Genomic DNA, 18,722 nt, shown 5'->3' on the forward strand with positions numbered 1-18,722 from the left:
TTATTGCATTAAAGCACATTTTGTTGCGATTCATAGCTCGTTTTAGTAATTGTCGAAGATTATTCGACTAATTACTAAAACTTAAACTGATTATTTTTTTGCATTGTCTTGACTATATGACTCAGTCAAAGCTTTCAATGCTTTATCTTGCCCAATAACTTTTGCGAATTCTTCTGTGGTCTTGTGTCCTGTCTGTTTCGCTTGAGCATCACAATCGACCTGACTCAATTGTTTGGCAATCGACCATTCAAGCTTAAAGATAGCACCCATCAAAGCTGTATTACCCTTATTATCACGAGCACAGCGGTCTGCGCCGTTTTCCAATAGAGTCGTTACAATATCTTGATGACCATAGTAGGTCGCCATCATTAATGGTGTAAAACCAGCATGGTTTTTAATATTGACTGGAAAACCATGTTTCAAAAATTCATGAATAACTTCTTTGTTTCCTGTTTTCGCTGCTGCAAAAAATAAGTCAATCACTTCTTTCTGATCTGATTGTTGTGAGCTACTGACAGACGTCGTTTGAGCGTGAAGCATTACTGAACTTAAACTCAGTAAAGCGATTAATAAACTATATACAATATTTTTCATTCTTCCCTCACCTGAGTTTAAATTCGATAACGAATGCCTGTAAAACTCCCCTAGGGTTGCAGGAAAGGAATTGAGTTTTACAGGACTTTTTTGAGGTGACACCTTATACCCTAATCACCAATTTAAGGACTAATCTTGATTAGTCTTTTAAAGCTGCCGCTTTCGCTTTAACAGTCGCTAAGTTACCGTTTACAGCTTTAGTCATACGTGTGCCGTAATCCGCATCTGCTTTATAGAAATAAGACAACATGATGTGTTTAGTTTCTGAATCTTTTACGTTACCAAGATCAGCTGCTAAGTTCATAATGAGGTCAGATTTCTCTTTAGCAGAGTATGAACGGTATAAATCACCCGGTTGCTTAAAGTTTTGCTCTTTCACAGCACGTTGTTGAACAGTGCCAGAAAGTGGAGTTTCAACAGCACGTGCTTTAGGAGTCGACGGTTTTGGCTCCATACGGCTTGGTTCATAGTTCACGTTAGATGAAGTTGCACCAACATTCATATAACCATCTTGGTTATTGTTGTTCACATTTACCAATGGACGGTTTACTGGAATTTGCTGGTGATTTGCACCCAAACGGTACATTTGTGTATCAGAGTAAGAGAAGATACGACCTTGAAGTAAGCGGTCTTCTGATGGCTCGATACCTGGTACTAAATTACCTGGTGCTAAAGCAACTTGTTCCGTTTCTTGGAAGAAATTCTTCGGCATACGATTTAATGTCAAAGTACCCACTTTTGTTTCTGGTACTAAATCAGTAGGCCAGATTTTAGTTGGATCAAGTGGATCGAAATCGAAGCTATTCAAATCTTTAGGATCCAACACTTGGATATAAAGATCCCATTTCGGGAAATTGCCCGCATTGATGTTCTTATAAAGATCATTCGTTAAGTGGTTGAAGTCTTTACCTTGTAATTCAGCAGCTTCTTTAACGTTTAGACCTTTAACACCTTGCTTAGAACGGAAGTTAAATTTAACGTATTTATATTCGCCCTTGTCGTTGTACAATTTAAATGCATGTACACCGAAACCGTCTTGTTCACGGTAGCTCGTAGGAACACCTTGGTTACCATATACATAAGTCAACATATTTGTTGCCCATGGCTGGCTAGACAAGAAGTCAAATACGCGATTAGCGTCTTGAACGTTGTCAATTGGGCTTGGTTTCATTGCGTGGATGAAGTCTGGGAACTTGATCGCATCACGAATGAAGAATACAGGCGTTTGGTTACCAACTAAATCCCAGTTACCTTCTTGAGTATAAAACTTAATTGCGAAGCCATGTGGGTCACGTAAAGTTTCTGGAGAATGCTTACCATGAATTACTGTAGAGAAGCGTAAGAATACTGGAGTTTTCGTACCTGCTTTGAAAAGTGAAGCAATAGTAATATCTGATAAATCTTTAGTTGCAACGAATTCACCATAAGCTCCCGTACCACGTGCGTGTACAACACGCTCAGGGATACGCTCACGACCGAAACGTTGAAGTTTTTGAATCAACTGTACATCTTGTAATAATACAGAACCATTTGGACCTGCAGTGATTGAGTTTTGGTTATCACCCACTGGTGCGCCGTTATCTTTTGTTAATGGTGCAGCTGATGCTGCTGTCGCAGTTGCAAGCATTGCAACCAACATTGAACGCTTAAACATCGTTTTCTCTCTCAAATTTACCTTTCCTGCACGCGTAAATTACCTCCTTTAACAAAATTGGTAAAAAGGTTAATTTTTATTATTTCAATCGCTTTATTAGATTAAAAGTATATACTCTGATTAATTATTTTTTTATCAATAACTTATGACGATAGATGGCGACTTTATCCCTTTTCTTTTTTTTAATTTGATACAATTCATTTGAATTAAAAAACATCAAACTTGGTTGAATTATGCGTGCTTTACTCCAACGCGTCCTTGAAGCGAAAGTCGTTGTGGATGGTGAGATTACTGGTCAAATCGGAAAAGGAATTTTAGTTTTTATTGGTATTGGCAAAGAAGATAACTTTGAAAAAGGTAAGAAGCTCATCGATAAGATTTTAAAATACCGTTTTTTTGATGATGACCAAGGAAAAATGGGTTGGAATCTTAGCCAAGCAGGAGGCGGATTATTATTAGTCTCGCAATTTACCCTGATGGCACAAACCCAAAAAGGTTTGCGTCCTGACTTCGGCCCTGCAATGCCGCCTCTCGAAGCAAAAGAACTGTATGAACAGTTAGTTGAATACGCAAAATCTCAGTTTGAACATGTACAAACAGGAATCTTTGCAGCGGATATGAAAGTGCATCTCATCAATGATGGTCCGGTAACCTTTAATCTTGAAGTTGAATGACAAAAAAAGCCCGCTTATGAGGGCTTTTTCTCTTGCATTTCAATACTCATCTCTAGAATCAAAACGAGAAAAGTCCGTATGTAGGTGATGTATTACTTACCTGTCTTTTCTTTAATAAATTGACGAGCAAATTGTATTTTTTCTTTTACAGGTTTAGGAATTTTTGGTGGAATTAATTTAGCGACTTGGTTAAACCATACCAATAAGCTGAAATCACCTTCCATTTTAATACTGCCATTTTGCATACCCGTCATGAATGCAGTTGGATCACCTTTCATCAGGGTTTTAACACCTTGCTCGCTATCAGCAAACTGAAGTACGAAATCTGCTTTCTCTGCATCACCTGAAACAGAATCAATCTGACCATTGTTGACTAAAATCTGACGTGCAACACCTAGATCTGTACCAATTTGAATACGGAACTGACGATCATGAATTAACTCAATAAATTTTGGACTCGTACGTGACAATTGTTTCATACGCAACGCCAAACCTAACACCAAAAGGTCTAGTGGATCTGTGCTTGCATCAACGATAGGTAATTTCACAACAGGTATTGAAGATAGTTTCATGACAATTTAAGTCCGTTTTTTTAATATCAAAAATAATTGATTCATCCTAGCATATCTTATAAGTAAGGAAATGCAGCTTTGTTTAACAAAACGTATAGGCAAAAAAAAGGTATATCATTTTGATACACCTTTAAATATAAAATTGTTACTACGCAGTTTTGGTCTACATCTCATCTGTCATGCGCAGGATTTAATCGTCCTCATATACAGGAGTATGTTCAATATAACGACGATTTTCTAAAGCCTTTTGCGCACGACTATCTTCGCGAAGTAAGAAAGCCGTTAAAGCCACCATGGCTAAGCTAATCGCTGTTAAATAACTATATGCCAAGGACATGTCAAAGACGTGTTGAACACTATAACGAATACCTTCAAGTAAACCCCAGAAGACCATACCCGCCAACATAAACCCTAGCCAATGACGATAAGGTGAAAAGAATACGGCCGCCAATGCTACAGCGATCAGAGCAAATCCGAGTATCGTTGCAAAAGTTAAAGTGACCATAAAAATCTCCGTCAAAATTTAGATGTTTCAAATACTGCCTAATGGTGTTTCACAACAAATTAAATAACGCTTCACTTTCTTCAATGGTCTTGTTGGCGTCTATGAAAGCATTATGGTGAGTTTTTTTCAGAAAAAAAGACCTGATGCTTTTGTAAGCGACACATATTGTCGCAACATTCTTTTGTCATTACATTTTTTAAGATTAGACATTTTTCATAGAGTCAGAATCAGTCAAACTTGGCGTGTCATTACAAAAAAATACCTCGTAATTTTTTGTCAAAACATCTTTTTTTCGATGATGACCATCTGTTTTTTCGTCTGAACTTAGCTGATTAAAATTTGTCTAAGAATGATTCACTTAGATTAAAAAAAGCGACCATTTGGTCGCCTTTTTAATGCGCTTTTTTGATTTTAAGCTCGGCTTAAATCTTTATCATGTACACCTAATAGGTACAGAACACCATCCAAACCAACACTAGAGATGGCTTGATTTGCATTTTGGCGTACCAGTGGTTTGGCCCGGAATGCAACGCCCAAGCCCGCTATAGAGAGCATTGGCAAATCATTCGCACCATCACCTACTGCAATCGTTTGCTCAAGTGAAATGCCCATTTCATCCGCAATTTGGCCTAATAAAAATGCTTTACGAGCGCCATCCACAATATGCCCTTTAACTTCGCCAGTGACCTGCCCATCTTGAACATCCAAAATATTGGCATGAACTTCATCAATCCCTAGTTTTGCTTGTAAATATTCAGCGAAGTATTGGAAGCCACCAGATAAAATAGCCGTACGATAACCCAAAGATTTCAGGGTTGAAATAAGACGTTCTGCACCTTCAGTAATCGTTAAACGTTCTGCAATTTTAGGCAATACAGAAGCATCCATGCCTTTCAGTAGTGCCACACGCGCACGGAAACTGCTCTGAAAGTCCAGCTCACCTTGCATAGCACGCTCAGTAATTTCTGCGACTTGTTCACCGACACCTGCTTCAATTGCCAGCTCATCAATTACTTCTTGTTCGATAAGGGTTGAGTCCATATCAAAACAAACTAAACGACGATTACGACGGTACGGCGTGTCTTCTTGTACTGCAACATCGACACTTAATTCATTTGATAAACTTAAACATGCCGCTCGCATTGCTGCAGCATCTAACATTTGACCGCTCAAACCAAATTGCACACAAGCACGTTTTGGTTCATTTTCAAAATGATTTAACGTTGGTCGTCCAGACAAACGGGTGACTGTTTCAATATTAAAGCCTTGACTCGAAACAATATTAGTCACTGCTTGCAAATGTGCTGCAGTAAGTTCAGGTGCCAATGCTGTCACAATATATCGTGTACGCCCACCTTCTTTCACCCATTGCTCATAATCTTCTGAATTGATTGGTTTAAAGCGCACAGTAAGACCAATATCATGTGCTAAAATCAGAATATCCTTCATGGCCAAAGCTGTTGCTGTCTGGTCTTCGGAGGCAACCACGATGCCGAGAGTCAATTGGTTATGGATAACTGCTTGTCCTACATCTAAAATTTGCAAAGAATGTACGGACAACACCTGCATCAATCGAGTAAACTGATTCGGTTGGTCAGGTCCTAAAAATGAAATAAGAATGATTTCTCGCATGAATTGACTCGGGTCTGAGCTACGAATATTGTAAGAATCATAATCGAAATTGAATTAATTTTCTTTGGAAGTTTACGTTGAATGCGCCTAGACAAGGGCTATTTGCTAGCCTGCTGATTGTAAGTTTTGCCTTGCATACCTTTTTATTGGTTATTGCAACGACACATCAATTAAATGAAAACCGTGCAAGCCAAGGTTTGCTAATGACGACTCAACTGGTCGCAGATAGCTTAACTGAACTTGAACCTGCCAATACTGTATCTCTTGCATTATTAGCCAATCGCTATGCAACGAATCCAAGTGTTGCATATATACGTATTCTTGGCACAGGAGACCAAGTTCTCGCAACTGCAGGCTTGTCTAAGACGCGTCAGGGTGAAATCTTCGTTCGAGATGCACTACAAAATGAAAAGAAAATTGGCAGTGTGGAAATCACATTGGTTAAACCAAGTATCGGCGAAATATTAAGAACACAATGGCTGGCGATCCTCTCGTCACTCTTTATTCATGGCTTATTATGGTTGGCTTATCGTGCCATTGCTCGCCCTACGCGTAGCGAATATCTTGCGAGATTAAATAATGAGTCCCGTTTACGTCATGAGATCAAGCTGCTCACTGAAGCATTAGAACTGGAAAAGAGTCAGCCTAAACAACCTCATACGCCAGAGCAAAATAAAGAACAAGCTGCAATTACGCCAAAAGTACCGACTCTGCAGTTAAATCAGGATGCTTTATCACTGAATATCCAATTTTATGATCCGAAACAATTAATTAATACGGTCAACAAATCTGTCTCTTTACCTTATTTTAATTTATGTCAAATTTTCTTAAATAAGAGTATCGAACTGTGTACAGCGCATTATCATTTGAATGTTGATGATATCGTTGTGAATCGTAGTTTTGATCAACAAGGTGCTGTCATTAGTATTTCTTCACTCAAGAATAATTCGATTGCTTGCATCTTAATGATTGGTTCGGTTTTTCAATTATTGTCAGAAGTACTCTATAAACGTTACCGTGAGGATAAACGGTTCGTATTGCAAACACGTTGTGCTGTAACCGCACCAGTGGAGGCAATGCAACTCGATTCAGTACAAGCAGCGGAAAGACTCACACATCACCTGATTGCGAAAGAAATGGCGCTATATTTGACCCACGATCAGTTAAAGCATATTGGTGAATGCTATCAATTGGTTCCGATGCCGAATCCGACCAGTGTGTTAACTCGTCACGCTTTTATGATTAATGGTATGAACGAAGCCTGTGCCGAACTCGCACAAAATATCCGTACTGAAATTTTGAAAGGCAAAGCCCAAAGCTCCTCGATGGATCGTACAATCACCTCTTAATTAGATTAAATTTTAATAAGCAAACCAGATTTGATGCTAAGTTAAATCTGGTTTTTCTTTTTTAAAGCTTACAGGCGTGAAAAGTTAGACTAAGCGTCTAGTTTGTATACAAAATTGCTCTTTTGGTAATTTTATCTCTCTTTTCAATGTGCTATGAAGGTGTATGTTGGACTGTATTGAATGGTACAGTCATAAGCATAGGCAAACTGACTAAAAAAGCGTTAGACTATGGCGCAACAAATTTATTCAAATGTCAGAATGACATAACAAAAAGGTGAAGGTTGATGTCGCTCAATACTGTAGAAGAACTTGTAGCAGATATCCGTGCAGGAAAAATGGTCATCCTGATGGATGATGAAGATCGTGAAAATGAAGGCGACCTCGTTATTGCTGCAACGCACGTACGACCTGAAGACATTAATTTCATGATCACACATGCTCGTGGCTTAGTTTGTTTAACCTTAAGCCGTGAACGCTGCAAACAATTAAATTTACCGTTAATGGTTGATGCGAATGGCGCTCAACACGGGACAAACTTCACACTTTCTATTGAAGCTGCAAATGGCATTTCTACAGGTATTTCTCCAGCAGAACGTGCACACACGATTCAAACAGCAGTTGCGGCACATGCAAAACCAGCAGATATCGTTCAGCCAGGCCATATTTTTCCACTCATGGCACAACCAGGTGGTGTGCTCCATCGTGCAGGTCATACCGAAGCAGGTTGTGATTTAGCTCGTCTTGCAGGTCTTGAACCAGCTTCTGTGATTTGTGAAATTATCAATGAAGACGGGACTATGGCCCGTCGTGCTGACCTTGAAATTTTTGCTAAAAAACACGGTCTAAAAATTGGTACAATTGCTGATCTTATTCACTACCGTATGACCAATGAACAAACGGTAGAGCGTTTGGATCAACAAAAACTCGATACCGAGTATGGTACTTTTGATCTTTACCGTTATCGTGAAGTCGGGAATCCTGATATTCATTTGGCATTGGTTAAAGGTCAACCTGAAGAGGGTGTGACGACTGTTCGCGTTCATGGCTTCAATCCGGCGCGAGACTTATTAAAGCTTAATAAGCAAGATGGTGAAGCAGCTTGGAATTTAGATCGTGCTTTAAAAGAAATTGCACAAAGCGATCGTGGTGTCTTGGTATGGATTGGACAACGTCAGCCGTCTGATTTAGGTCCAGCATTAGAGGCATTAACTGCGCCAAAACCAGCCAAGTCAAATGCTGCCTTATCGCAGCAATACCAAACCATTGGTGTGGGTGCACAAATTTTACGTGATTTAGGCGTACAGAAAATGAAGCTCCTGAGCTCACCTTTACGCTTCAATGCATTGTCTGGCTTTAATTTAGAAGTGGTCGAATACATCACAGCTGATCAGAGCTCTCATTCATAACTCTTATTAAATATCGAGGTTGCTATGGCGATTCGCCGTATTGAAGGTTTATTACATCTCGCGAGCGAAGATCGTTACGCGATTCTAGTTGGTCGTTTTAACAGCTTTGTTGTTGAACATTTATTAGAAGGTGCAATTGATACATTGCATCGACATGGTGTTAAAGACGATAATATCACTGTCGTTCACGCGCCAGGCGCTTGGGAACTTCCGGTTGTGGCGAAAAAACTCGCAAATTCTGGTAAGTTTGATGCGGTAATTGCACTTGGTGCAGTTATTCGCGGTAGCACTCCTCACTTTGACTTTGTTGCTGGTGAATGTGCAAAAGGCCTTGGTGTTGTTGGTTTAGAAGCTGGTTTACCTGTGATCAATGGCGTATTGACCACAGACAGCATTGAACAAGCCATCGAGCGTTCAGGTACAAAAGCAGGTAATAAAGGTGGCGAAGCTGCCTTGACTGCAATTGAAATGGTTAACTTGCTAAAGGCGATCTAAAGCATGTCGCAGACACTCCAAGCTACTTATGCAGCTAAACGCAAAGCACGTCGTTTTGCTGTACAAGGGATTTATGAATGGCAAATGAGCCACAACCCTGTGCATGAAATTGAAGCACGTACACGTGCTGAAAATGCCATGCACAAAGTGGATCTCAGCTATTATCACGAGTTGCTCACACAAGTGATTGCAAATCATGAAGCATTGGATGCGTTATTAATTCCAGTACTAGATCGTGAGATCTCGGCACTGGACGGCGTTGAATTAGCTACTTTGCGTCTTGGCGCGTATGAATTGAAAGAGCATCTTGAAATTCCATATCGCGTCGTTCTCGATGAAGCAATTGAATTGGCTAAACACTTCGGCGGTGCAGATAGTCACAAATACATCAATGGTGTATTAGACCGTTTGGCACAAAGCCTACGTGAAGCAGAAAAACAACAAGCAAAATAAGTTGTTGTTGAAATGGCTGAGTTTTCTATTATTGACACCTATTTCAATCGACCGAGTTATTCTTCAGTCGATCTAGGTGTCGGTGATGACTCAGCCCTGCTCACCCCGCCTCTACAGCAACAATTGGTCATTTGTGCCGATACCCTCGTTGCTGGTCGACATTTCCCCATCGATACAGATCCCCATGCGATTGGATGGAAATCTGTAGCTGTGAATCTTTCAGACATTGCAGCCATGGGTGCAAAACCTCAAAGCATTCTCTTGGCATTGAGCCTACCCCAAATTGATCATCACTGGCTAAAAGGGTTTAGTCAGGGTTTGTATGATTGTTGCGATCAATTTGGAGTAAGTTTAATTGGCGGCGACACAACGCAAAGCCCACATCTCACATTATCAGTTACCGCTCTAGGCTGGGTGGATATTGGGAAAGCCGTGCCACGTTCTGGTGCTCAAGCAGGTGATTTAATCTGTGTATCAGGCACTGTCGGTGATGCTGCATTCGGATTAAAATATCCCGATCATGCTTTAAAAAAACGTCTCGATTATCCCACTCCACGTTGTGAACTCGGTCAAGCGCTTAAAGGATTGGCGCATAGTATGATTGACGTATCCGATGGTTTAGCACAAGATTTAGGACATATTCTCAAAGCATCTCATGTTGGTGCCGACCTACACTTAGATCAACTTCCACTTAGTCCTGCCTTACAAGCATTGCCCAATCAACAAAAATGGCAATTGGCTTTAGCAGGTGGTGATGATTATGAATTGTGTTTTACCATTCCTTCACCTGCCTTGGATGAATTAAAAGCTCGACACTGCGATACACCGATCACGGTGATTGGTGTCGTAAAAGAGACTCAGCAATTAGATTTTTATCATCATCAACAACCACAAGAACTAGAATTACAGGGATATCAGCACTTTGCCAAAACAACCAATTAATTTTAAAGCGATGACTTGGTCTGAACGTTTCATTGTTTTTTGTGGCGTTGGATTCGGTTCTGGTTTAGCGCCAAAAGCACCTGGTACTTTTGGTTCAGCTTTTGCCTTGTTGTTTATCCCTGCTTTCATGGCAATAGGTTTTTTGTATAGCACGATTGCCATAATCGTTATGTCATTGATTGGGATATATATTTGTGGAAGAGCCGCTGATATAATGCGCGTCCATGATGACGGACGAATTGTGTGGGATGAATTTGCGGGTCAATCGATCACGTTTCTCCCTTTAATCTACCTAGGTCTGATGAATTGGGTATGGCTTTTTATTGGTTTTGCACTTTTCCGTCTCTTTGATGTTTGGAAACCTTGGCCGATTCGCGTCATTGATCGTCAAGTCGACGGTGGTTTCGGCATTATGCTTGATGACCTGATCGCAGGTTTGTGGGCAGCACTTTGTATTATAATTTATCTCTATATTGATATGGCTTAAGCCAAGCTCCAAAGAAAGGATGTTGTATGTCAACCACAGTTGTTATTCTTGCTGCAGGTAAAGGGACGCGAATGCGTTCAAAACTACCAAAAGTATTACAGCCTTTAGCAGGACGTCCACTCTTAGGGCATGTCATTGAAACCGCAAAAAAAATACAAGCTGAAAATATTATTACTATTTTCGGTCACGGCGGCGCTCTAGTTAAACAAGCATTTTCGACAGAAAATATTGACTGGGTTGAACAAGCTGAACAACTTGGTACAGGTCACGCTGTTCAAATGACCTTACCTGTATTACCCAAAGATGGTATTTCCTTAATTTTATCCGGCGATGTCCCTTGTATTACAGCCGATACATTACAAAAATTACTTGAAGCAACACAATCTAAAGGTATTGGCTTAGTCACACTTACACTAGACGATGCTTCAGGTTACGGTCGTATCGTGAGAGAAAATGGTAAAATCCAAGCCATTGTTGAACATAAAGATGCTTCAGAAGCGCAACGTTTAATTCAAGAAATTAATACTGGCATTTATGCAGTAAACAATTCCAAATTGCACGAGTGGTTGCCACGTCTGAATAATAATAATGCGCAAGGCGAATATTATTTAACAGATATCGTAGCAATGGCTATTGACGATGGACTCGAAATTGCTTCAGTTGAACCTGCTTTAGCTTTCGAAGTTGAAGGTGTAAATGATCGTGTGCAATTGGCAGCATTGGAAAGAGAATACCAAACCTACCAAGCGAAATTACTGATGCAGCAAGGTGTACATTTGATCGACCCGAGTCGTTTCGATCTCCGAGGTTCACTCAAGGTTGGTCAAGATGTACGTATCGATATCAATGTCATTATCGAGGGCGAATGTGAACTTGGTGACAATGTCGAAATCGGTGCAGGATGTGTAATTAAAAACTCCAAAATTGCTGCAGGCACGAAAGTTCAACCGTATAGCGTATTTGATTCAGCCATTGTGGGTGAGCAGGCTCAAATTGGACCATTCGCACGTTTGCGCCCTGGTGCTAAATTGGCAAATGAAGTACACATTGGCAACTTTGTTGAAGTGAAAAACACCACCATTGGTTTAGGCTCTAAAGCCAATCATTTTACGTACTTAGGTGATGCTGAAGTGGGTGAGGGTTCAAATATCGGCGCGGGTACGATCACATGTAATTACGATGGTGCCAACAAGTTTAAAACGATCATTGGTGACCAAGCCTTTATAGGTTCAAACAGCTCTTTAGTCGCGCCGGTTAAAATTGGTAATGGTGCAACAGTTGGTGCTGGATCGACGATTACTCGTGATGTGGATGATCATAGTTTAGCCGTAGAACGCTCTAAACAATTTGTGAAAGACAATTATCCACGTCCACAAAAGATTAAGAATTAAGGGGATTACAATATGTGTGGTATCGTCGGCGGTGTAGCAGAACGAAGCATAACGAATATTCTAATTGAAGGCTTAAAGCGTCTTGAATACCGTGGTTATGACTCAGCGGGATTAGCTTTAATTAATGCAGGTCAAGTTTTACGTGAACGTCGTGTCGGTAAAGTTATCAACCTTGAAGAAGCGGTTTCAGAAGCAGCGATCACTGGCGCGCTTGGTATCGCACATACACGTTGGGCTACTCATGGCAAACCTACAGAAAATAATGCACATCCGCATATTTCTGGTCAAGTCGCTGTGGTTCATAACGGTATTATTGAAAATTACCAAGAGCTTAAAGATGATCTTGAAGCATTAGGGTATGTGTTTACATCCCAAACAGATACTGAAGTTGTTGCACACTTAGTTCATGATGCACTGAAGTCTGCTCCTAACCTGCTTAAAGCCGTTGAACAAGTTGTGCCTCAACTCAAAGGTGCATTTGCACTCGGTATCGTACATACAGATTACCCAAATGAATTGATCACTGTTCGTGAAGGTTCACCGCTCGTGATCGGTGTGGGAATTGGTGAGAACTTTATCAGTTCTGATCAATTGGCCCTATTACCGATTACCAATCGTTTTATATACCTTGAAGAAGGTGATATTGCGCGTTTAACACGTGATACGATCGAAGTCTATGTACAAGGTGAGCGCGTTGAACGCCCTGTCAAAGAACTTGATGCGACAGTGAGTAATGCTTCAAAAGGTGAATATAAGCATTACATGCTGAAAGAAATTTATGAGCAACCTGAAGCGATCAAGCAAACCATCTCTCAAGCCTTAAATGCCGATCACTTACGTGATGATTTTCTTGCAAATGCTGTAGAAGATTTTTCTCATATTCAGCAAGTTCAAATCATCGCTTGCGGTACCAGCTACCATGCAGGCATGATCGCAAAATATTGGTTTGAACAACTGATTGATGTACCTTGCCAAGTTGAAATTGCAAGTGAGTTCCGCTATCGCACTCCAGTCATCGTGAACAATACGCTCTATGTGTGTATTTCTCAATCAGGTGAAACTGCCGACACATTGGCTGCTCTTCGTGATACACAAAAACGTGCCAAAGCGAAAAATATTAATATCACCACTATGACGATCTGTAACGTTGCAACATCTTCCATGGTGCGTGAAACAGATTACAGCTTATTGACATTAGCGGGTCCAGAAATTGGGGTTGCGTCGACCAAAGCATTCACCACACAACTTGCTGCCCTGATGCTGCTCGTGCTTAAGTTCGGTCAAGTTAAACAAACGATTTCTAGTGAACAAGTAACAGAAATCATTACTGGATTATGGCATACACCTAAAGTGATTCTTGACACATTACAATGTGATAAAGAAATTTTACGCCTATCTGAATTGTTTGTTGAAAAACAACATTGCCTATTTTTAGGTCGTGGAACACAGTTCCCAATCGCGCTTGAAGGAGCGCTTAAACTGAAAGAAATTTCATATATTCATGCTGAAGGTTATGCAGCTGGTGAGTTAAAACACGGCCCATTGGCCTTAGTTGATAATGATATGCCTGTTGTCATTCTTGCTCCTCAGGATGACATGCTTGATAAGCTCAAATCAAATATGGAAGAGGTTCAAGCACGTGGTGGTGAGCTGTTTGTATTTGCAGATGAAAATAGTGGCATTAAGGAAAAAGAGCGCCAACACGTTGTTCAAGTTCCGAGCGTTTCAGCACTATTATCACCAATCGTATACAGTATTCCTGTGCAGCTTTTGTCCTATCATGTCGCTGTACTACGCGGTACCGATGTAGATCAGCCGCGTAACTTAGCCAAGTCAGTTACGGTTGAATAATTCAATTTGATCTACACTTAAAAAGTGTATGAGAGTAATAAAGTTTCATACTGAGTAATAAAGTCTCATACTGAGTAATAAAGTGTAATACTGAATTGCTCAAAAAATCCACACAAGCTATGCTCTAAACAGCATGATGTGTGGATTTTTTTATGGCCAACTTTAAGAACACACAAAATCATGAACTCAAAATTCAAAAATGGATTAAAGAAGGACGAGGACAGGGTTTTGGAAATAGCTATAAACCTTGGCTCACAATTCGAGATGTGAGTTCAGAAGGTCGATCTCACCGAGTTTTTGGTCATAAAAGCCAAAGAACTCATCACCTTCTTTCGGATCTAGAACTTTCTACTTTTCTATTACTAGAATGGCATCCAACGACTATCGATATCCGAGAACAATATCCCTTAGACATTGAAAAAACTCTAGAAATTGCGAAGACAATTGGAATCCCTCACCCTAGATTTGGGAAACACTATCAAATCATGACAAGTGATTTTTTAGTGGATACACATAATACAATAACACCTAAATTTGTAGTCCAAGTTAAATATTCAAATGCTCTCAATGACCCACGCACAATAGAAAAAATAGAAATTGAACGACAATATTGGAAACAGCAAAACATACCCTTTTATATTTTTACCGAGCACCAAGTTCCTAAGACTGTTAGTCAGAACATCCAATGGTTATACAGTTCAATAAATACTCTGGAAATAAGTGAACAAGATACGCTAGATAAACTTAACTTTTATGCGGATATTTTCATTAAAAATAAATCTAAAAAGATTAATGAATTAGCGAGAACGATTGATCAAAAATATCATTTTGAGTTAGGACAATCGTTAAGAGAAATTAGAGACCTACTTGCTCAAAGGTATTTCATATTTGATCTTAATATTTCTTTTAAGGATTTAAATACAGACCATATTCAATTGGGCGAACTAAATATTTGGAATGAGGTACTTCATGCTGAAAATCAATGAAGTATTAACTTTTGAAAGCTCTTTATTTAGGATTTTAACTATCCTACCTGACTCTGTGATTTGGATTAGTCTTGATTTGGAAAATGCTTTTCCAATTGAAGTTAGTAGAACAGAAATCTTAAAAGGTTTGGAAGATGGCAATATTAAAAGAACAATAGACCCACATGAGTCACTTGCTTTCATTCAACCTGAGAAGGAATCAATACAAGAAATAAAACGTGACCAAAATTATGCTCTTATTTATCCTCTGATCTCTCATGAATTATTTTATATTCCAATACAAAGAGGCAAAATAATTAGTGAAATCATGAATCAACATGAAGTCACCAAACAAACTATTTATCGCTTAGCTCGCAGATATTGGCAAAGAGGTCAAACTCCTAATGCATTGCTTCCTGATTACAGAAATAGTGGAGCTAAGGGTCAAAAAAGAATAGCTAAAGACAAAAAATTAGGTCGACCTCGTATCTATAATAGTGAACAAGGCATTAATGTTAATGAGAACATTGAAAAACTTTTCTATCGCACCATTAAATTATTCTTTTTAAAAGACAACAAGCATTCACTCCCATTTGTATATCGAAAATTTCAAACCACATATAAAAATCTCTATCCTGATATAGCAGAATCAGATATTCCAACAATATGGCAGTTTAAGTATTACTACGAAAAAGAATTCAAAAAAATTGAAAGCATAAAATCTCGTATTGGTACATCCAACTACCGAAAGGACTATCGTCCTTTGCAATCAACGTCTAACGCTCAAGTCACAGGCCCTGGTGCACGTTATGAAATTGATGCCACGATCGCTGATATTTATCTTGTTTCCAATTCAAATCCAGAAAGTATCGTTGGTAGACCCACCATTTACTTTGTGATTGACGTCTTCAGTAGATTAGTCACAGGCTTTTATATAGGTTTTGAATCACCTTCATATTTAGCTGCAATACAAGCATTGAATATAGCGATGACCGATAAGGTTCAGTATTGTGCTGAGTATGGGATCTCAATTCAGCAAGAGGATTGGCCAGCTGTTGGTCTACCTGATGCTTTACTCGCGGATCGAGGAGAATTATTAGGCTATCAAATTGAAGCCTTAGAGAAAACTTTCGCTGTAAGACTTGAAAATGCACCAGCTAGACGTGGTGATGCTAAAGGCATCGTAGAACAAGCTTTCAATACATATCAGGCTTATTTCAAAAAAGAAGGTAAGGGAAAAGGTATTGTTGAAGGCACAACTGTAAAAAAGACTGGTGGTAATGATTACCGTCAAGATGCCACATTAAATATTCACCAATTTACTGAAATCATTCTTGCTTGCATCATCTCGCATAATCAATTTCATGTGCTAAAAACATATGATCGTGAAGCAGATATGCCCAATGACTTACCAACTATTCCCTTACATTTATGGAATTGGGGTATTCAAAACCGAACAGGAAAATTGAGAAGTGTTCCAGAAGAAGCACTCAGAATCGCATTATTGCCACGTACTAAAATCACAATATCAGACCTAGGTATCAAAGCATTTGGTCTTTACTACCTAGCGAAAGAAGTACTTGATCTCGGTTGGTTACATCGTAAAACAGGAAGTTCTCGTCCTCAAAACCTTGAAGCCGCATATGATCCTTACTCAGTGAATAAAATTTATATTTTTCCGAAAGATAATAGTCTCGAATATTGGATAGGGTCTCTCTCCGATCGATCGAGAGAATTTAAAGATTGTACTTTATGGGAAGTCAAAGAAAGGCAAAAAGCCCAAAAAGAGCACCTTGTACAACACGAACTAGAGGCTTCAAAAAAACGAAGAGAGCTTGAAGCTTTTATCAGTGAAAAACTTAAAACTAAGCTTCCGAAGAATCCAATTAAACCATCTCAACGAATCGCTGAAATAACTAAAAATAAAGCAAAAGAAAAAAATATTGAACGCAAAGCTAAGGTAAAACAGCAAGAAATATTGGATACAAATATTATTCCAATGCCTAAACTGAAAGCCTCAATTAAGCCTCAAGATGCTGAAGCGGTTCATTATCCAGACTTAACAGACGAATTATTTGGTGAGGATGACTAAATGACTTTGCCATTAAACTTTATTCAAGCACGTTACACACCTAGTTTTGGTGAATATAAAGACAATCCATTTATTGAGGCTCTACCACCAATCATGCAAGAAATTGCGGATATCAAAGCTAATCTGATTGGAAAGGTGGACTTTAATCCTGAAGATATTCTGAGATCTAAGAACGAAAGAATTCATCTTTCATCGCAACTTCTTCATCAATTTTTTCAACCCATTACTCGACATATTTCATTAGAACAAAAAATTGCAATATTAATTCGTCAAGGCTATGTAGGACGCAATATTGCTGATGGTAAATTGCACCAACATTTGCAAAACGGTTATGAGCGTATTATGTCAGGAGACATTAACGCCTTTAGATTTGATGCACCAAAATCTACAGCTTTAAGCTATTCACTGATCGGTTGTTCAGGAAGTGGCAAAAGTACAACCCTACAGCGAATTCTGAACCTCTATCCTCAAGTGATTTATCATGAAAAATATAACTTCACTCAACTCGTTTATCTAAAAATAGACTGTCCTCATGATGGCTCTTTAAAAAATCTATGTTTGCATTTCTTTAAGGCGATTGATGTTGCATTAGGAACAGATTTTGAAAGAAAAGTTGCCTTAAAAAGATTAGGAATCGAAGCTCTACTCAACTATATGCGTCAAATTACCAATACCTATGCTATTGGTGTACTCGTCATTGATGAAATCCAACACCTGAGTGTTAAAAATTCAGGTGGTGCTGAAAAAATGCTGAACTTTTTTGTCACCTTAATCAATGTTGTAGGTTTGCCAGTGGTTATGGTCGGCACCCCCAAAGCCAAATTTATATTTGATGGAGATCTGCGTTCAGCGCGTCGTGGGGCTGGTTTCGGAGCTGTTATATGGGAACCTATGAAGAACAATCCCCCATTATCAAATACCACGACGAGAACAGAATGGATGGCTTTTACCAATGCTTTATGGAAATACCAATGGCTAACCAATAAAGAACAACTGAGTGACGAAATTCGAGACTGTTGGTATGAGCTGTCTCAAGGCGTACTGGATATAGTCGTCAAACTTTTTGTTTTGGCTCAATGTCGAGCGATCATGACAGGACTAGAAAGAATAACGCCAAGTTTGCTTAGACAAGTCTATGAGGATGAACTCAAATTTGTCCATCCAATGATAGAAGCGCTTAAGTCTGGAGATCCTAATCGCATCGCACTTTATTCCGACTTAACTATTCCATATGTGGACAAGACCTTACTTCTACTTCAGAAAAAAATAGAAGAAGAACAAGAAAAAGTTGAACAATATAATGGAAATGTACATGCTCAAAGATTGCATAACCTACTGATTGCCACTGGATATCCAGAATCTAAAGTAATTTCTGTAATCAAAAAAGCCTTTGTCGATTTCCCTCATCTCAATATGCAAGAACTCATGCCTATCGTTTCTAATTGGCTCACTGAGGTCGAGGTGGATAAAGAAATCAAACCTGAAAAAATGAATCTCAGAAAAATAAAACAAAGTGAATGGGTGAGCTTACCGTCAGATGATTTAAGGTTTAAGTTTTCTCAAAAGCAAAAATCCCAAAATTTTTATGACGTTCTTCAATCGAGCGATTTAATTTTTGATACTCAAACTTGGGTGCAATCAATGTAATAGTGAAATTGGC

The 18,722-nt window shown here is 39.2% G+C and carries 17 protein-coding genes; 12 read left to right on the plus strand and 5 right to left on the minus strand.

Annotation, left to right across the window (positions count from 1 at the left end; genetic code table 11):
- Positions 1-90: 90 nt before the first annotated feature.
- Both AC1M9P_RS05275 and AC1M9P_RS05280 read right to left on the minus strand, forming a co-directional pair.
- Positions 91-594 (minus strand): ankyrin repeat domain-containing protein, encoded by a 504-nt coding sequence (locus AC1M9P_RS05275; RefSeq protein ID WP_481586912.1) that lies wholly within the window; start codon positions 592-594, stop codon positions 91-93.
- 139 nt (positions 595-733) lie between these two features.
- On the minus strand, positions 734-2,248 hold the full coding sequence (locus tag AC1M9P_RS05280; RefSeq protein ID WP_481586913.1) for a catalase: 1,515 nt from the start codon (positions 2,246-2,248) through the stop codon (positions 734-736).
- Positions 2,249-2,481: 233 nt separating this feature from the next.
- Between AC1M9P_RS05280 and dtd the strand changes: the two genes are divergently transcribed.
- Positions 2,482-2,922: a D-aminoacyl-tRNA deacylase gene (dtd, locus tag AC1M9P_RS05285; protein WP_481586914.1), complete on the plus strand. Its 441-nt coding sequence runs from the start codon at positions 2,482-2,484 to the stop codon at positions 2,920-2,922.
- A gap of 92 nt (positions 2,923-3,014) precedes the next feature.
- Here dtd and AC1M9P_RS05290 read toward each other — a convergent pair whose 3' ends face one another.
- From AC1M9P_RS05290 to serB, 3 genes are all read right to left on the minus strand, one after another.
- Entirely contained in the window at positions 3,015-3,494 is a 480-nt protein-coding gene (locus tag AC1M9P_RS05290) for an SCP-2 sterol transfer family protein (protein ID WP_092766561.1), read from the minus strand.
- Positions 3,495-3,684: 190 nt separating this feature from the next.
- Positions 3,685-3,999: a ciprofloxacin tolerance protein AciT gene (gene aciT / locus AC1M9P_RS05295; protein ID WP_035264816.1), complete on the minus strand. Its 315-nt coding sequence runs from the start codon at positions 3,997-3,999 to the stop codon at positions 3,685-3,687.
- Between the two features lie 411 nt (positions 4,000-4,410).
- Complete coding sequence (gene serB, locus AC1M9P_RS05300) at positions 4,411-5,631, minus strand: phosphoserine phosphatase SerB (RefSeq protein WP_481586915.1); 1,221 nt, start codon at positions 5,629-5,631, stop codon at positions 4,411-4,413.
- Positions 5,632-5,708: 77 nt separating this feature from the next.
- On the opposite strand from serB, the gene AC1M9P_RS05305 reads away from it, so the two are divergent.
- The 11 genes from AC1M9P_RS05305 (at position 5,709) to AC1M9P_RS05355 (ending at position 18,709) form a co-directional block, all read left to right on the plus strand.
- Entirely contained in the window at positions 5,709-6,980 is a 1,272-nt protein-coding gene (locus AC1M9P_RS05305; RefSeq protein ID WP_481586916.1) for a hypothetical protein, read from the plus strand.
- A gap of 284 nt (positions 6,981-7,264) precedes the next feature.
- Positions 7,265-8,386: a bifunctional 3,4-dihydroxy-2-butanone-4-phosphate synthase/GTP cyclohydrolase II gene (ribBA, locus tag AC1M9P_RS05310; protein ID WP_481586917.1), complete on the plus strand. Its 1,122-nt coding sequence runs from the start codon at positions 7,265-7,267 to the stop codon at positions 8,384-8,386.
- A gap of 24 nt (positions 8,387-8,410) precedes the next feature.
- Positions 8,411-8,881, plus strand: coding sequence for a 6,7-dimethyl-8-ribityllumazine synthase (gene ribH / locus AC1M9P_RS05315; RefSeq protein ID WP_035264832.1), 471 nt, complete (start codon positions 8,411-8,413; stop codon positions 8,879-8,881).
- 3 nt (positions 8,882-8,884) lie between these two features.
- A complete protein-coding gene (gene nusB, locus AC1M9P_RS05320) occupies positions 8,885-9,334 on the plus strand; it encodes a transcription antitermination factor NusB (RefSeq protein WP_035264834.1) in 450 nt (149 codons plus the stop codon).
- Positions 9,335-9,346: 12 nt separating this feature from the next.
- Complete coding sequence (thiL, locus tag AC1M9P_RS05325; RefSeq protein WP_481586918.1) at positions 9,347-10,276, plus strand: thiamine-phosphate kinase; 930 nt, start codon at positions 9,347-9,349, stop codon at positions 10,274-10,276.
- A 10-nt stretch (positions 10,277-10,286) separates the two neighbouring features.
- Positions 10,287-10,763, plus strand: coding sequence for a phosphatidylglycerophosphatase A family protein (locus AC1M9P_RS05330; RefSeq protein WP_081403227.1), 477 nt, complete (start codon positions 10,287-10,289; stop codon positions 10,761-10,763).
- Positions 10,764-10,789: 26 nt separating this feature from the next.
- Complete coding sequence (glmU, locus tag AC1M9P_RS05335) at positions 10,790-12,154, plus strand: bifunctional UDP-N-acetylglucosamine diphosphorylase/glucosamine-1-phosphate N-acetyltransferase GlmU (protein ID WP_481586919.1); 1,365 nt, start codon at positions 10,790-10,792, stop codon at positions 12,152-12,154.
- A gap of 12 nt (positions 12,155-12,166) precedes the next feature.
- The gene (glmS, locus tag AC1M9P_RS05340) at positions 12,167-14,005 is read left to right on the plus strand and encodes a glutamine--fructose-6-phosphate transaminase (isomerizing) (protein ID WP_481586920.1); all 1,839 of its coding nucleotides are present in this window, start codon (positions 12,167-12,169) and stop codon (positions 14,003-14,005) included.
- Positions 14,006-14,157: 152 nt separating this feature from the next.
- Positions 14,158-14,991 carry a TnsA endonuclease N-terminal domain-containing protein gene (locus AC1M9P_RS05345; protein ID WP_481586921.1) on the plus strand — a complete coding sequence of 278 codons (834 nt, stop codon included), beginning with the start codon at positions 14,158-14,160 and terminating at the stop codon, positions 14,989-14,991.
- Positions 14,975-17,062, plus strand: coding sequence for a transposase (locus AC1M9P_RS05350; RefSeq protein ID WP_481586922.1), 2,088 nt, complete (start codon positions 14,975-14,977; stop codon positions 17,060-17,062). Before AC1M9P_RS05345 ends, AC1M9P_RS05350 begins: the two co-directional genes overlap by 17 nt.
- Entirely contained in the window at positions 17,063-18,709 is a 1,647-nt protein-coding gene (locus tag AC1M9P_RS05355; protein ID WP_038349906.1) for an AAA family ATPase, read from the plus strand.
- Positions 18,710-18,722 lie beyond the last annotated feature (13 nt).

The organism is Acinetobacter sp. 25-47-122, from assembly GCF_056779695.1.

Excerpts from the sequence above, each read along its gene's own strand:
- AC1M9P_RS05275 (WP_481586912.1), bottom strand. The coding sequence starts at position 594 with ATGAAAAATATTGTATATAGTTTATTAATCGCTTTACTGAGTTTAAGT.
- AC1M9P_RS05280 (WP_481586913.1), bottom strand. The coding sequence starts at position 2,248 with ATGTTTAAGCGTTCAATGTTGGTTGCAATGCTTGCAACTGCGACAGCA.
- dtd (WP_481586914.1), top strand. The coding sequence starts at position 2,482 with ATGCGTGCTTTACTCCAACGCGTCCTTGAAGCGAAAGTCGTTGTGGAT.
- AC1M9P_RS05290 (WP_092766561.1), bottom strand. The coding sequence starts at position 3,494 with ATGAAACTATCTTCAATACCTGTTGTGAAATTACCTATCGTTGATGCA.
- aciT (WP_035264816.1), bottom strand. The coding sequence starts at position 3,999 with ATGGTCACTTTAACTTTTGCAACGATACTCGGATTTGCTCTGATCGCT.
- serB (WP_481586915.1), bottom strand. The coding sequence starts at position 5,631 with ATGCGAGAAATCATTCTTATTTCATTTTTAGGACCTGACCAACCGAAT.
- ribBA (WP_481586917.1), top strand. The coding sequence starts at position 7,265 with ATGTCGCTCAATACTGTAGAAGAACTTGTAGCAGATATCCGTGCAGGA.
- ribH (WP_035264832.1), top strand. The coding sequence starts at position 8,411 with ATGGCGATTCGCCGTATTGAAGGTTTATTACATCTCGCGAGCGAAGAT.
- nusB (WP_035264834.1), top strand. The coding sequence starts at position 8,885 with ATGTCGCAGACACTCCAAGCTACTTATGCAGCTAAACGCAAAGCACGT.
- thiL (WP_481586918.1), top strand. The coding sequence starts at position 9,347 with ATGGCTGAGTTTTCTATTATTGACACCTATTTCAATCGACCGAGTTAT.
- AC1M9P_RS05330 (WP_081403227.1), top strand. The coding sequence starts at position 10,287 with ATGACTTGGTCTGAACGTTTCATTGTTTTTTGTGGCGTTGGATTCGGT.
- glmU (WP_481586919.1), top strand. The coding sequence starts at position 10,790 with ATGTCAACCACAGTTGTTATTCTTGCTGCAGGTAAAGGGACGCGAATG.
- glmS (WP_481586920.1), top strand. The coding sequence starts at position 12,167 with ATGTGTGGTATCGTCGGCGGTGTAGCAGAACGAAGCATAACGAATATT.
- AC1M9P_RS05345 (WP_481586921.1), top strand. The coding sequence starts at position 14,158 with ATGGCCAACTTTAAGAACACACAAAATCATGAACTCAAAATTCAAAAA.
- AC1M9P_RS05350 (WP_481586922.1), top strand. The coding sequence starts at position 14,975 with ATGCTGAAAATCAATGAAGTATTAACTTTTGAAAGCTCTTTATTTAGG.
- AC1M9P_RS05355 (WP_038349906.1), top strand. The coding sequence starts at position 17,063 with ATGACTTTGCCATTAAACTTTATTCAAGCACGTTACACACCTAGTTTT.